Source organism: Dickeya poaceiphila, from assembly GCF_007858975.2.
Taxonomy (GTDB): Bacteria; Pseudomonadota; Gammaproteobacteria; order Enterobacterales; family Enterobacteriaceae; genus Dickeya; species Dickeya poaceiphila.
The window spans coordinates 3,588,616-3,603,895 of sequence record NZ_CP042220.2; the positions used below are offsets into that span (position 1 = coordinate 3,588,616).

General features: G+C 36.5%; 13 protein-coding genes. All 13 read right to left on the bottom strand.

The window, feature by feature from the left end:
- Positions 1-5: 5 nt before the first annotated feature.
- Complete coding sequence (locus Dpoa569_RS16075; protein WP_042873778.1) at positions 6-1,016, bottom strand: CgeB family protein; 1,011 nt, start codon at positions 1,014-1,016, stop codon at positions 6-8.
- A gap of 112 nt (positions 1,017-1,128) precedes the next feature.
- On the bottom strand, positions 1,129-1,728 hold the full coding sequence (locus tag Dpoa569_RS16080) for an LbetaH domain-containing protein (RefSeq protein ID WP_042868672.1): 600 nt from the start codon (positions 1,726-1,728) through the stop codon (positions 1,129-1,131).
- 10 nt (positions 1,729-1,738) lie between these two features.
- Entirely contained in the window at positions 1,739-2,539 is an 801-nt protein-coding gene (locus tag Dpoa569_RS16085) for a glycosyltransferase family 2 protein (RefSeq protein WP_042868670.1), read from the bottom strand.
- 8 nt (positions 2,540-2,547) lie between these two features.
- On the bottom strand, positions 2,548-3,573 hold the full coding sequence (locus tag Dpoa569_RS16090) for a glycosyltransferase (RefSeq protein WP_042868668.1): 1,026 nt from the start codon (positions 3,571-3,573) through the stop codon (positions 2,548-2,550).
- Positions 3,574-3,590: 17 nt separating this feature from the next.
- Positions 3,591-4,604 (bottom strand): EpsG family protein, encoded by a 1,014-nt coding sequence (locus Dpoa569_RS16095; RefSeq protein ID WP_042868666.1) that lies wholly within the window; start codon positions 4,602-4,604, stop codon positions 3,591-3,593.
- Entirely contained in the window at positions 4,585-5,529 is a 945-nt protein-coding gene (locus tag Dpoa569_RS16100) for a glycosyltransferase family 2 protein (protein ID WP_050569389.1), read from the bottom strand. Before Dpoa569_RS16100 ends, Dpoa569_RS16095 begins: the two co-directional genes overlap by 20 nt.
- Positions 5,519-6,742 carry an oligosaccharide flippase family protein gene (locus Dpoa569_RS16105; RefSeq protein WP_071604277.1) on the bottom strand — a complete coding sequence of 408 codons (1,224 nt, stop codon included), beginning with the start codon at positions 6,740-6,742 and terminating at the stop codon, positions 5,519-5,521. The genes Dpoa569_RS16100 and Dpoa569_RS16105 overlap by 11 nt, the downstream gene beginning before the upstream one ends.
- A gap of 556 nt (positions 6,743-7,298) precedes the next feature.
- Positions 7,299-8,377 (bottom strand): IS3 family transposase gene (locus tag Dpoa569_RS16110; RefSeq protein WP_227983216.1). Its coding sequence is split into 2 segments (ribosomal slippage): positions 7,299-8,155 and positions 8,155-8,377, totalling 1,080 coding nucleotides; the frame shifts between segments, so codons are not numbered across the junction.
- 197 nt (positions 8,378-8,574) lie between these two features.
- A complete protein-coding gene (locus tag Dpoa569_RS16115; protein WP_042868662.1) occupies positions 8,575-9,654 on the bottom strand; it encodes a glycosyltransferase family 4 protein in 1,080 nt (359 codons plus the stop codon).
- 363 nt (positions 9,655-10,017) lie between these two features.
- Positions 10,018-12,204, bottom strand: a complete 2,187-nt coding sequence (wzc, locus tag Dpoa569_RS16120; RefSeq protein WP_042868660.1) for a tyrosine-protein kinase Wzc — start codon at positions 12,202-12,204, stop codon at positions 10,018-10,020.
- A gap of 15 nt (positions 12,205-12,219) precedes the next feature.
- Entirely contained in the window at positions 12,220-12,654 is a 435-nt protein-coding gene (locus tag Dpoa569_RS16125) for an arsenate reductase/protein-tyrosine-phosphatase family protein (RefSeq protein WP_042868658.1), read from the bottom strand.
- 14 nt (positions 12,655-12,668) lie between these two features.
- Complete coding sequence (locus Dpoa569_RS16130; RefSeq protein WP_042868656.1) at positions 12,669-13,805, bottom strand: polysaccharide export protein; 1,137 nt, start codon at positions 13,803-13,805, stop codon at positions 12,669-12,671.
- Between the two features lie 124 nt (positions 13,806-13,929).
- On the bottom strand, positions 13,930-15,003 hold the full coding sequence (gene wecA, locus Dpoa569_RS16135; RefSeq protein WP_042868654.1) for a UDP-N-acetylglucosamine--undecaprenyl-phosphate N-acetylglucosaminephosphotransferase: 1,074 nt from the start codon (positions 15,001-15,003) through the stop codon (positions 13,930-13,932).
- Positions 15,004-15,280 lie beyond the last annotated feature (277 nt).

A 15,280-nucleotide genomic window follows, 5' to 3' on the forward strand; every position in this document is an offset into this window, starting at 1 on the left:
AAAAATCACCGCCGCCATAAAATATTAATCACCCATGACCTCAAACTATACTTTGAATAAATGGCCCCAGGCAATTCTTTATACTCTTCTTCTAAAAAAGAACTCACTTCAGAAAGATTATGCTCATTAGCAACATAAATGTTGCTTGAATTAAAAAAATCATAACCTGCCACACTCGAACTAGTAGTTATAATTTTTTTTCCCGCACCTAACATTTCAATCGTCCTCATCGTAAGCCCTTTTTGAGCAAAATGAGGCACATCAATAATACATTTTGATTTTTTAATTATATTAACGACCTGCTCAGACGACATTGATTTAAACGATACAGCACTTATTGCAACATCTTTTAGCTCTTTGGTGATATATTTCTTATAATAAAAAACAAGCTTGCTAGGACAATAAAAATAAATAAAATTATTTTTTTTATCAATAGACTCTAAAACTTTATTAACAAAATTCATTCTTTGACCATGAATAGTCCCAATGAAGCATAACTCATAATTTAATTCATCATTACATTTATAAATATTTTCGTATTCTGTTGAATAAAATAAAGGTAGGAAGTTAAACCCCCACCGCTCCGCATCAGCATGATCAAAAGTGAAGCAGTCATCAAAAAGTCTAAGGTACTGCAGGGATTTTTTCTTATTCGCTATAGAATCCCACATATAAAAAAATAACCGAGAATCATTAAGTTTATCTTTGATGTTTTTTATTATCCTTTCACTAGGTGTTTCAGGGTTAACAAATAAGACGTAGTCAGGTTTCCACAATTCAAGCTCAATCGTAATATTGTGGTAGTAATTATTAATAAGACGCCCCAACACCTTATTAAAATGCAGTCTAATTAAAATTTTAACCAACACATTATTCGATGGGCGCTCATCAAAAAGTTTTACATTTGCCCCAAGACTAACGACCGCATCACGTATTTTATTTTCATACGAAAAAAATTTAGGGCAAAATATAGCGACCTTCTTCCCTTTTAACAAGGGAATATCATATTTTTCCACAATAGTTCCTATCACTACAGCTGACGAGAGTTAAATATCCTGGAGAGCACTCACCCTCATTAAATAAAAGGAGATAACATGGCACAACCAAAATAAGAAAAACCTATCAATTTTATAACTCATTATTAACTTGAAGCCATATTTTATTTTTATCATCAAATACTTTAATTATTTTAGCAGGGACTCCTACAGCAATAGAGTTCTTCGGAATATTCTTTGTGACTACAGCATTTGCACCTATAATAGCTCCTTCCCCAATTACAACTCCCGGCAATATAGCTGCACCTTCCCCAATCCACACATTTTTAGAAATAATTACGCTTTTAGAAAAGAGTGGTCGTTCCGCTGGAGCAATACTCGGATCACTTGACATTTCCACAGAGTCATAACAACCATGATTTAGATCTGTAATAAAAACCCTACTTGCAATAAGTACATTATCACCAATTTCAATTCTATTATGAGCTACAACATGTACATTATCATTCAATTGAACATTATTACCGAATAAAATACGTCCATTTCCAAAAGTTTCTAATCGACAGGTTCTACCGATGCTTCCATTGAGCCCCCAAACAACCCCACTTCCCCCTCTGATAAAGATAGGTAGTCGCACCATTTTTTGTTTTGGAAAGAATATTTTTGTCGAAAAAAAGCATATTAATAAGTAAAAAAAATGAAAAAATGAAAACTCTTGAAATATCTTTTTCATGTATCACCAATTATGAAAATATTACTTTTTTTAAAAAATAACGCCTTGAGAATTTTATTAAAGAAAAAAAAGTTAAAGATATATACACTAATATACCTATCATTCTTTTCCTATAAATGTGGCGATAATTGTAAAGTTCTCCTTTTTCCATCTTCCATAGATTCGAAGACAGTCCTTGACCAGAGGCAAAGGGATGTTTCCCCCCACCATATTCAATAACATCTTTGCAATAAATAGCACAACGGCTGCTATAACATATTTTGTAAAACAACAGCCCTTCTTCTGCATGAGTCATACCATCTTCAAACCCACCAACGAGCTCAAAAATAGCTTTCTTTATAATCACACAGGAAGGTTGAAAATAATGCTTTATCAGTAAATTACTAAAAGTAACTTCTTTAATGCTTTCAGAAATAGTTTTTAGTTTTTTAAAATTCGCGTTTAACTCCCTGAAGTTTCCACCAATCATTCCAAAATTATTACGTAATAAAAAATTCATTTGCTCTTGGGTTTTAGTTGGCATCCAGATGTCATCAGCGTCAAGAAAAGCAATATAGTCACCAGTACTCTTTTCCACACCAACATTTCTCGCTGTTGCAACACCTTTATTTTCCTGCTCAATTAAGGTTATCTTGATTCCTAAAGCTCTAGCTGAATCAATAGCAACAGAGCTAGTACTATCAAGAGAGCCATCATTGACAACAATAACTTCAAAATCAAAATCACCAGATTGTTTTACGACTGAAACAAGAGCATCTGTAAGTGTTTTTTCTGCATTATATGCCGGAATGACAACACTAATTTTTGTCATACTAAATCCTAAATAATCATTGACCATTGCTTTGCAATAATATCCGGTGAGTATTTTCTGGCAGTTTTCTGGGCATTGATGGAAATAGTCTCACACAAAGCAATATTTTCAAGAAGAAGCATACATGTTTCTTTTAACTTACTTGTATTGCCGTTTTCAACAAGAAAACCATCGACACCATTAGTTATTAATTCACTTGGCCCTGTCGGGCAATCATAACTTACAACAACACATCCAGCCGACATAGCCTCCAATATTACCATTGAAAAACTTTCACGATGCGAAGTGACAACCACAATCTTGGCGTCATACATCTTTTTCATCAGCTCATCAGTAGCACCTGCAAAAATATCTAGAGAAGAGTTACAACAGCGCTGTAATCGATTTAAATCATCACCTGAACCGTAGAGTTTAGCTGTTATATCTCTCTCCTTATGGATAAATTCGACCAAACCTATAAAATCCTCGAACCTTTTCACTGGATGCAATCTACCTGCCGCAAGGAGATCAATATGTCTACTAGCTAGTGATGGTACTTCATTATATATTTTATGCGATAAATCTAATATATTTGGTACTTGGTATACTGAATCGTGCCATTTTTTATAAAATGAATAATCTTTTCTCGTCAAACAAACAATCTTAACATTCCCCAGATTGTACATGATTCTCCGAGCTGTTCTTGTCCACCATTTAAGTGCAAAATAATCAGCATGTTGCTGGGCAATTAAATTCACTCGCTTTCTTAACAAGAAAGAAGCAGCGATGACAAATATTGACAACCTATCATAAGTAGATATTATTGTTGTGTCTTCACTCACAGACCTTACATAGTTAAGTATCTTTAAAAACTCATTACAGCCTTTGGGAATGACATATTCTTCATTAACACCCAAACCTATAGTTTCATTTTCAAACAAAGATACCATTTCTACACATATATTATTTTTACGTAATGCATTCATCAACGAGAATGTACTGCGTTCAATTCCACCGATATCACAGGCATTCATTATTAAAATAGATACCTTCATTTTTCATGCCCTCTTATTCATAAAATCAAGCTAAAGCCACGCTCATGTATTGACTCAATGAAATTATATGCAGGAATGAAATACATGGAAAAAATCAGAGTAAAAAATAAAAAACGAGAAATTAAACGCATTTCATTATCACGAAAATATCTATAAGAATAACCAATCAGGTACGGAAGAAAAATTATTTCCGTCCACGAAAAGAACCATTTTATCCTGAAAGCAATATCGCCAACAGAGGAGAACAACGAACTAATCAGGCATCCAAAAATGTATACAACACAACAAAGTTTTACATATCTAGAGCAACTTACTTTTGTATATACCAAGTAGGCGAAAATAGAGACAATAACTTGTTTAAAAGAAAAAACAGCTTCTTTATTATATGAAGAATAGGTTTTCAATTTTATCAATAAAAAGTCAGGGATGAATGGTATATTCTCCATAACATCAATAATTGAAAAAACTTGGGACAAAGTAACAATGACTGTTATCGCGGCAATACTTACTAAAAGAGTTTTTCTACCATAATTCCTATTGCAAAGTAACAACACAGGTAAAAAAACTAGTGATGCAATATGAATAAGTGGCGCAAAAACATATAGCAACAATGCTTTCTTTTTGTCATTTTCCCATAGAGCTAGAGATAACATTATAATTGCTATAGCAAATCCCTGTCTTATAGCAACCACATCAAACAATAAATATATTGTTGATATATATATCAACAAACTTAAAAAGAAATACTCTGAATATTTTATAATAGCAATACACTTCATCATTACTGAAGCTAATGCAATAGCCAGGATGAGTCCCTCAAAACCGAAACCTACAGCATCGAAAAAAAAATTTAATTTTTGATAAGCTGGCTCAACATCAACTACGACAGAAGATACCGCACCTTCATAAATCTCCTTATAATTGGCATAATCAGGATCATTTCCTTTCCTTAAACCAGCAGCAATGGCAAGAAACAAAAAAACATAGCCAGTTAAGATCTTAAAACTTGCCCTAATTCTTTCTCTTTCCATTTTTATTTCGCATAGTTAGATAAACTTCATTTTCTATTCTTTTTAAGATAGACCAATATGATTTTTTCGCCTCTTTTTTTACAAAACAAAAAATCAATATTCTCACAGTACATGTAAGCTGATATAATCTGTGGATAATATTAGCTTTTATTTTTGTAGAATGTTTACTGAGATAGATAAATTTACTTTTGAAAGAACGCTCCAGTGTAATTTCTCTTACTGACTCAGACCCCCCCTCCAAATGAATTATTTTTGCTTCAGGAATAGATGATACAAAAAATCCATTTCTTACCAGCCGATAAAAGAGATCCGTTTCTTCATAATAAAGGAAAAAGTCCTCATCAAACCCCTTAACTTTATCAAACCACTCTTTTCTTATCATACTATCAGCTCCAGAAATGCTTCCTCTAAATTTGATAGGGGATGATGTATAGTTAAAAAAATAATTAAAAAATTTAAACTGATGAAATAAATTAAAAAGCAACCCATTTATCTCGCAGCATACACCAGGAAATAGCCTTGAATACGAAGAGGTGGGGTTTCCATTTATGTCATATAAATTTCCACCAACCGCTACTACATCACTATTTTCAGGGCAATCTAAATAATCAGAAAGAATTTTGACTGCATTAACTAAAAGTACGGTATCAGTATTTAATAAAAAAAGGTAATTACCTCTAGCAATCGAAGCACCAATGTTATTAGCAGCACCAAATCCTTTGTTATCCTTATTCTCTATACATAATACACTGGGAAATAGTGACCTCACCTTAAGAACAGTATCATCAGTTGAGTTATTATCCACCAAAATTATTTCATAGGATATATCTCTAGTTCTTGCATAAATTGATTTTATCGTCTCTATAGTCAGATTACATGTATTGTAGCTAACTAATATTATAGATACATTTATCCTATCTGACATAGCCAGTGCCTTTCCTATGTAGAAAAACCATAACAACAACACCTATAGACTCTGAAATAAACATTCCAAGTAGAGCACCGCTATACCCCATACAATCGATAAGAGGGTAAAGTAAAAAAACAAACACAACCAACACTACAAAGTTAGAGCGAGTTGTAATAAATTCTTTTTTTTGCGGAATACTATATTGAGTATCGATAAAAACAGCTAATGATATAGATAAGAAACAGCACATACTGAGCACAATATCAATATTGGAGAAATGATATTTATCGCCAGTTAACATGATGATAAAAAATTTACCTAATAGACCAAAAATAAGGGCAATGAAAAATATAAAAAAAATGTAAAAAAAATCATATTTCTTATGAAATTTATCGGCACGACCGGTTAAATATGAATCAATAACTGTAGGAAGCATGAAGCGACAAACTGTTATAGGTAATATTGTTAGCATAGCAGTAACCTGTTTCAGTATATTTAGAGCCGCAAGATTACTTCTCTCAAGTAAAACGCCAAGAAACAGCTGATCACAATATTGATAACCAGTGCCTAATAAAGAGTTAGCAAAGAAATGTCTAACATTAAAAATATGTTGATAAGACTCTCTCCACCTCAATTTTTGGAACGCAATTTTTTTCCAAACACCTATATAACCAATAACACTTGTCATCATGTAAGAAAAGGCCATCAAAATTGAATAATTAACAACATCATTATTTTCTTTTATAAAAAAGAACACCAAAATAAGCACTAAAAGCTTTACCACCAGCGTTCTAAAAAAAATTAATTTATAATTTTGAGTGGCATAATAATACCATTCCACATTTATTATAGAAAATAAAAGTGGAAAAATAAACCAAACCGCCAATTCTATTTTCAAGCTTAAATAAAAATAAAAACCAGCAATAAAAAGCAGAAAAAAAATTAACCCAATGATGGAAAAATACATCTGAACCATAATGTACTCACCACACTTAGTATTTATTTTCTCCCGATTTTTATCTGATTCATTTATATATTCTCTGACAAAATATGGAATTAACATAGTATTGAACAGTGTTAGAACAAGTTGAAAAAATATATTAACTAAAATATACTCCCCATATACACTAGCTGTAAATGCTCTAAAAACGAAAGGAAGTGTCATTATTGGAAAAACCGAATTGATAACATTCAGTGCAAATGAATAGCCAAGACTTTTAATCTTCAAGACGCTTACTCTTTTATATTAGATACCCGATAAATATTAAAACACACTCCTAAGCACCAGGAGTGTATTCTGATGAGAATTTAGAAATAATATTAGAAAAACTATGCTATCTTTCAAATGTAGATTGCTTTAAGAGATCTCTTCCGAATATCACTATCAGGCTAAATCAGATCTTCGTCTTTTCGCAAAATCCGGATAGATTCGGCCGAAATCATGTCATTTAATGACGAATGTATCCTTTCATGACTGTATTCCTTACTCCAGATATCAAGTTTATCCTACTCCTTCCTGCGAAGGAGCCTGCAGATGTTCAGACATTCGTCTCAGAAGCTGCCGTTAAGCAACTCTTATCAGAGCATTATCGGTCTATTTTCTGAGCCACAAGAGAGGTCTTGGTGTACACCCACTGATATCGTTGGAAATAAACTCGCTGCAGCCGCTCTGATACGCATTTCCGCACAATCCAATAGGTAAGTCTCTCACAACCAAGCAATGGCTTCACGATTCTACGCAGACCTCAGAATTTTTTCGGATAACCCTGTAGTCCCTCCAGTTTTTAGTACCACCGCCAATGAGGATCTCCGGCCAGTTTTTGCCGCGCATAGATAACAGGTGGCATATCACCCAGTGAGTTATGTGGGCGTTCCTCGTTATATTCTGTGCGCCACTTCTCTGTGAGTTCGCGCACTTCAGACAAGGTTCTGAACAGATACATATCGAGTATTTCTGTTCGTAGCGTTTTGTTAAATCGCTCGATAAATCCGTTCTGCATCGGCTTGCCGGGCTGAATAAAATCGAGTGTCATGCCGTGGCGTTCTGCCCATTCGGCTAACGCGGCGGCGCTGAGTTCCGGCCCATTATCACTTCGTATAAAAGCCGGGTAGCCTCGTTCTGCGCTTAATCGCTCCAGAATGCGCACAACACGATGAGCCGGTATATTCAAATCAACGTCGATGGCCAGCGATTCCCGATTAAAGTCATCAACGACGTTAAATAACCTGAATCGCCGCCCGTCGATCAAGGCATCACTCATAAAATCAACTGACCAACAATGGTTCATTTTATGCGGAATAACCAACGGCTGTGGATGCCGGTTGGGTAAGCGTTTTTTCCCTTTGCGCCGAAGGTTGAGTTTTAACACGCGATAGAGCCGGTAAACCCGCTTTGCATTCCACCGTAGCCCTGCCTGGCGTAACGTATTGAACATCAGCCCAAAACCATAGGCCGGATACTGATGCGCCAGTTTTTGTAGCGCCTCGACTACGGGCAGATCCCGTGCCGTATTCGGGCAATAATGCAACAGACTTCGACTGATACCGATAATCCGGCACCCGCGTCGTTCACTGGCCTGATGTTCCTTCATAACGTAACGCACCAGCTCACGCTTCTCAGGCACCGTTAAAGTTTTTTTGAAACAACATCCTTAAGAATTTCATGATTTAAGCTCAGGGAGGCGTACATTTGCTTTAATCGGCGATTTTCCTCTTCCAGCTCTTTCATCCGTTTGATATCAGAGGACTCCATGCCGCCATATTTGGATTTCCAGTTGTAATAGCTGGCTTCCGACACACCGTTTTCGCGGCAGACATCCTTCACATGCCGTCCCCCTTCAACCTCTTTCAAAACCCGCAGGATCTAAGTTTCAGTGAAACGCGCTTTCTTCATGATGAGCCTCCCTTGGTTGCATTTTAACCAGAGAACTCTATTAAACGGTAAGACTAAATTCAGGGGGGACTACAACCCCTTTTCACGGGCTGAAGGGCCAAAAACTCTACTGTACACGAAACTGAACAAAGGAGAGGACTCAACACTGAGCAAAAAAAGATAAGGGATCACCAAGTAATCTTTCTCAAATTGGATTCAATATCAAATTGATTTTTTATGAATTCTTTCCTTTCGATTATATTATCATCAACAGGAATGTGCCCATTAACAATCGCCTCAATCTTTGATGGTAGCTCACATATATCTTTCAGGATTATGCCCAGTCGACCTTCATTTGTTACTTCATATACTCCACCTACATTAGTCGCCAGGATATAGCAACCAGAAAAAGCAGCTTCAAGTAACGCTATCGAAAAACCTTCCCATCGTGAAGGCATAAGAAAAACCCGAGATCTATTATATAATTCAAATATATCCTCCCTATCCTTTTCGCCTAAGATCTCTATGTTTTTAAGTAGATACGGCTTTTTAGCTATTAAGATAGAAAGTTTTGATTTAAAGGAGTTATCAACAGGACCAACAAATTTAAACTTCCAGTCAAAAAAATCATCAATTTTATCCAAGGCATCTAATATAGATTCATGATTTTTTTGATATGCACCAATTCTACCCACAATAAGAAAACAATTTTCTCTAGGTAAATCCAATACCGAAGGTGTAATGTCTTTAAATATTCCATTCGCTAAACAAATAACATCCAAATTTGGAAATAATATATTCAGCTTTTCCTTTATACTTAGTCGCTCAACACTAACAGTATCAACAAGATTTAAAAAAAATCTGATATATGCTCTTCTTAATCTACATATAACTGACGAAGCGTTGAGCGTCTTAATCGTTTCTTCCGACATATCTAATTTTAAATATGTCTTAATAGAAAATACCTTAGCAATCAGGATAAAAACAAAAGACTCATTTTTTAAATGATAAACATTCACAACTCCGATTTTATTGGACACGATATCAAAAAAAGTCCTAATGATGAATCCAATACGGGTTTTAGCATGAATTGGAATAAGAGTTATATATCTAGAATACGGATTATTTATATTTTTTCCTTTTTCCCAGTAATATATCTTTGATTTATAACCTAATATATTAGTCATTGCCATAGGGATCATTCCTACATCTTTAGTAAGATGTATCAGTTCTAGATCTCTGAATATCGTTGCAAATTTTTTACTCATGCAGTCTTAATTGCCTATTTATTGAATGGGATAGTTATAACCCATTTATCCCTCTCCATTGGATGTTACTTCATAACCAATATCAGATTCTCGACTATAACAGTTACAGTCAGCATTTTATTCATCCAAGAATCTGTACCTAATCGAACAGATATAAGTGTCTTGAGTACATCCACAAGATGATAAGTCGGAAAAGCTACGGCATCGATGACATTATTCAATCAAAGGCCGACACAGTAACCTTAGTTGAATATATCGTTGCATCAACTATAGGATACAGTTTTCACCGAGTTAGCGGCATTCCTTCCATACCTCTAAATTTTCCATACATCAGGCATATTTTAAAATAAATTAATAACGCCATTATTTATTAGATTTGTAATCATAAGCATAATAACCATAATTTCCATATCCATAATAACTAGTTGCTCGTTTCTCAATAGCATTCAAAATTACACCTTTTATATTGATCCTATTCTGCTCAAAGCGGCGAATACTTATCTCAAGCTCTTTAACTGTATTTATTTCAAAACGAGCGACCAATAATGAAGTTCCAGCATGACGGCCAATAATAGCAGCATCTGTAACAGCCAATATGGGCGGTGTATCCAGTAAAACAAGATCATAGTTATCTTCCGCCCACTTAATAAAATCGGAAAAATTTTTATGCATCAACAACTCTGAAGGATTCGGTGGCATTTTCCCCTTTGAAATAAAATCCATATTCTCGACCTGAGTTTTATGCACCACATCCTGTATTTTGGATTGTCCAGAAAGAATATCTGAAAGGCCGTTGATATTCTGTGCACCTATCAACTCGTGCAAATATCCTTTTCGCATATCACAGTCAACGATTAATATTCGTTGACCAGCCTGCGCAATAATCGTACCTAAGTTGATGCTAATAAAAGTTTTACCAATCGAAGGGCTAGCACCAGAGATCATCAGTACATTATTTTTTGCTTCCATCATTGCAAAGTGGAGACTTGTACGTAAACTACGAATCGCTTCAATCGCCAAATCTGCAGGATTAGATAAAGCGAGTAGTTCAATTGAGCGAGTACCACTTTTCTTTCCTTTCTTATTTAACTTTGATAGGAAAGCTCTGTCTTTTTTCTGTTGCCACTCGGAAAGTGGTATACTGGCGTAAACATTAATCCCTAACTCTTCTAACTGTTCTGGACTCTCTATTCCTTTGTGAAGCATAGATTTTAATAAAGCCAGAACCGTAGAAAATGCAGTTCCTATAATTATGAACAATAATAAAATCAGCACTTTTTTAGGTTTTATCGGCGTCGGCTGTGCAACAGCTTTATCGATAATACGGACATTGCCAACAATACTCGCCTTATTAATACTCAGCTCTTGCTGCTTATTTAATAGTTGCATATAAACTGTATGGCCTGCCTGCACATCCCGAGTCAGACGCAATACTTCTTGTTGAGTCTTCGGCATGCCTCCCATTCGCTTATTTAATTTTTCACGCTCTTCTTGCAACATTTTACGTTTTTCAATTAATGCACGGTATGCAGGATGTTCGCGAGTATAAAGTTTAGATATTTCGGCTTCTTTAAATGTCAGCTCATTGAGTTGGGACTCTACTGATACCATTGAATCCAATACAGCCTTAGACTCCAAGGATAGATCAACTGAATCATGCTGCTGTCGATAATTATTTAATTTATTTTCTGCATCATTTAGTGAATCACGAATTTTAGGTAACTGTTCTTTAAGAAAATCTAAACTTTTTTCAGCCTCTTCTGATTTACGCTCTATGTTCTGCTGTAAATAATTCAGGATGATGCTGTTCAATATTTTTGTTGTTACGATTGGGTCTTCACCTTCTAGGCTTACACCTAATACACCAGTGTCTTTTCCTTTATCTGCAACAGAAAATTCTCTCAAAATATTATTTACAGCAGTTAGCGTGTTTAACTTCCGTAAATTAAATACAGCACCTTTATCAGCTAAAATCTCACTAACTAGAATACTGATACCATTTTGATTTTCTAATTTCCCTACTTTACCATCAAAAGTAAATGTATCACCTCTTTTCAGACGATAATGCTGACTATCAAGTACTTCAAGAAAAAACTCTTTATCGAGCCAAGAGTCGGGTACATCAAGATGAGAAACCAAAATTCTACCTGACTCTATATCCATCAAACGCGCAACACCCTTTCCAATTATAGGAAAATATTTCTGCTGCACATAAATATTCAACGCCAGATCATCTATAGTTTTTCCTATCACCATGCGAGATTTAATTAACTCAATCTCTGCTGCGGACTGTGGTTTAGCATCAGGTAACATGCTGGAAATATCCTTGATAAGGCTATCACCATTTTTCTGTTCTACCTGAATCAGCGCATCAGCTTTATAAACGGGTGTTGCCAGCGTAATATAAAACACACCGATCATGGTAAATATCGCTGTTATTTTAATAATAAACCAGCGATTATCAAAAAAAACCCCCAAAGAACGCGCTAAATCAATACCATCTGCTCTATTAATTTCAGATGCTGTTACTATTGAATGTTTTTCTGCCATTATTTTCTCTGAAAGTTAACGACTTAATGTATCAGCCCATTTATTTGCAGCCAACTCAAGTTGTAAATAAACAAACTCAAAGGCCTCACGACTTTTACGATAGGGGTCAGCTATTTCCTGCTGATTTATCCAGTGACCAAACAGCATAGTTTTTCCACGAACTTCTGGCGAGATACGGCATACTGCATCAATATGCCCTTTTTCCATAACCAGAACTAAGTCATATTCACGGCACATGGCTGGGGTCAGTTGCCGTGCAAGATGCCCTTCCAACGAGATGCCATGCTCTAACGCAACATTGATGGCCATGCTGTCAGCAGGCTTGTCTACCAATGCCCCAAGCCCAGCTGATGCAATAATTTTTCCTGGAAGAACACGCTGCAAAAGCCGTTCACCAGTGGGTGAGCGGCATATGTTTCCGACGCAAACCACCAAAATAGAATTAAACATGATGAGCAGAATCCTTACGGCCAAGTTCTAACGCGCAACGAACCTTCGGAAAGATCGTTAAATCCAGAAATAGTGGGCACCAGTTGAGAGATCAAACGATTCCAACGCGCCACAGGCGCAGTAGTAACATAGACCACATCATAAGGTTGTAATTGGAATTCAGCCCCCATTACTAGTGCAGTGGCGTCAGCAGCATTTAACTGATAAATATTAGCCAATTTAGGTCCTTGAGTTCCATGCAAAGGGCGGATTACGAAAATCCCAGTTGCATCAGCTACAGACTGCTCAACGCCTTCTGCATTGCCTAACGCTTCTGTCAATGTCATTCCACTACGGTCCATCTTAAGCGTGGCTTGCTTTTTAACCTCTCCCATCACAAACACTTTTAGATTGTCATTACGAGGGATAAACAAAATATCACCAGGATAAAGCAGGCGATTTTGAGAAAGATCACCATTCTGCATTAGTGCCTGAAGAGAAATACGCTCATCTTTGCCATTGTGGGTAAGAATTACATTACGCCAATCGGCATTTTCTGTAAGCCCGCCAGCTTTATTGATAGCATCCAATATAGTTAGGGGTACATTGCTAATTGCCTGCTCACCGGATCTGGCCACTTCACCGGTTACATAAGCTTTCTGGGAACGAAAGGCCGCAATGCTGATTTCCACCTGTGGAGATTCAATGAACTTGGCAAGGCGCACCATCAGTTCTTCACGAACTTCTGTTACACTTTTGCCCACCACATTTAACTTACCGATATAAGGGTAGAAAATAGTTCCATCAGCATGTACCCAGTTACCGGTGTCACTTGCACTACGGTATGTACCCGCTGGAGTCGTCAATTCGGGATGATCCCATACTGTTACCATCAATACGTCACCAATACCAATTCGGTATTGGTAATTTTGAAGCTCTGCATCCAAGACAGGGTTTGCCTGCGCTACCAGAGGCTTAGGGCGCATTTTTTCAATCAACACTGGAGTCATCGGGTAAACATTAACCAGCTTATTGATGTTGAAGCCCGCGTCATCTTGCTCGACAGTTTCCTTCCCGCTTGTTGAAAGGTGAGAACCTGGAATAATAGTGCATCCGCTTACTAATGCCGTTATTACCACCAACGGTATCAACCTGAATTTCTTATACTTCATGCTCAATTAAGCCGCTGTTTTCAATTTTTATAAAAAACAAATCATAAAAATTTAATAATTTCTTATTGTTATGATTTGCCATCTCATACAACTCAGAAAAGATATTGCACGCATCTGGGCATATTCAGGAGCTCATACCTTCAGAGCTTTCCGGCTGCATAATCGTTATGGTACCTTTCCACGTCAACACTTTTACGATTCTTGCAATAGCCAGACAATAGGCTACAAATACGCCTATAAATCCCAATAACATCATATACTCCGGCACACCATACCATTCACAAACAACACCAATCAGTGCCAGCAATAATGCCATACCCATAATAATCAACAATGTTTGACGAGAACTAAACCCACAAAGCATTAATATGTGATGCAAATGCTCACGATCTGGTCTGAACGGGCTATTGCCGCGCCGGATACGTTTTATCATTACCGCAGCCATATCCATCAATGGAATAGCAATAACCCATAAAGCTGTAACAGGCTGCATGACCGCATGTTCACCCTGTGTAGCAATAATTAACACCCAAATAACAGTAAAGCCGATAAGTGTACTCCCGGCATCCCCCATAAAGACTTTGAACTTCATACCCCCAAAAAGCCCCAGATTAAGAACAATGTAAGGTAATGTTGCCGCCAAGAAGCACAAACTCCATAACGCCAGTTCTTCACGACCTTTTAAAGAAAAAACGAGTGCTATGGCACCAAAAGTTATGCAACTTAGACATCCCAGTAATCCATCAATACCATCAACCATATTGAAGGCATTAATGGCCCCCCATACAGCAAACAGCGTGATTACATATCCAACAATCCCCAATAGAAGTTCATGCTGGCCAAGGATTCTTCCAAAAGAAGAAAGATAAAGGCCGCTCCACATCATCAGCATGGCTGTCAATGCCTGCAAAGCCACACGAGGTAATACAGGTAGATCAAAGCGATCATCCAAAACTCCGATCAACAGTAATCCACTAGCGCACAACATGTAGGTATTAAAGGAGGGAAGCCAGTCAGAATGGAAAACGAACATAACCCAGAGCGAAAGATAAATCGATATACCTCCCGCTAAAGGAATATGTCCATGATGTTTTTTTCGACTATTAGGTTTGTCAACCAGCCCAACTTTTTTTGCAGCTTTACGCGCGATAAAAAGCAATCCAAACGCGCTGACAAATACCAGAAGGAAATCGCTCATATACTATCATGACCTGTCTTTTCTATAGGTAATCGACCAAGCTACCGCCCTTGGCTTTCAGCTACCAATTAGCTATCTATTGCAAATTCAGTCAGTTGTAGATTACTCTTATTATACAGACACAGACTGACGTTCAAAACCACAACATTCTCTACTGATAAAAAAAACTGCAATAAATAAAACCTATCCCTATAGCGTTCTATTTTAATTACTATTTTGAACCCAAATAGTGTTCGAAATCCTCACTGACTACCTTAACTACGCCCCCCCAGATTTG

Coding starts and splice junctions, on each gene's coding strand:
- Dpoa569_RS16080 (WP_042868672.1), bottom strand. CDS start 1,728: ATGAAAAAGATATTTCAAGAGTTTTCATTTTTTCATTTTTTTTACTTA.
- Dpoa569_RS16085 (WP_042868670.1), bottom strand. CDS start 2,539: ATGACAAAAATTAGTGTTGTCATTCCGGCATATAATGCAGAAAAAACA.
- Dpoa569_RS16090 (WP_042868668.1), bottom strand. CDS start 3,573: ATGAAGGTATCTATTTTAATAATGAATGCCTGTGATATCGGTGGAATT.
- Dpoa569_RS16095 (WP_042868666.1), bottom strand. CDS start 4,604: ATGGAAAGAGAAAGAATTAGGGCAAGTTTTAAGATCTTAACTGGCTAT.
- Dpoa569_RS16100 (WP_050569389.1), bottom strand. CDS start 5,529: ATGTCAGATAGGATAAATGTATCTATAATATTAGTTAGCTACAATACA.
- Dpoa569_RS16115 (WP_042868662.1), bottom strand. CDS start 9,654: ATGAGTAAAAAATTTGCAACGATATTCAGAGATCTAGAACTGATACAT.
- wzc (WP_042868660.1), bottom strand. CDS start 12,204: ATGGCAGAAAAACATTCAATAGTAACAGCATCTGAAATTAATAGAGCA.
- Dpoa569_RS16125 (WP_042868658.1), bottom strand. CDS start 12,654: ATGTTTAATTCTATTTTGGTGGTTTGCGTCGGAAACATATGCCGCTCA.
- Dpoa569_RS16130 (WP_042868656.1), bottom strand. CDS start 13,805: ATGAAGTATAAGAAATTCAGGTTGATACCGTTGGTGGTAATAACGGCA.
- wecA (WP_042868654.1), bottom strand. CDS start 15,003: ATGAGCGATTTCCTTCTGGTATTTGTCAGCGCGTTTGGATTGCTTTTT.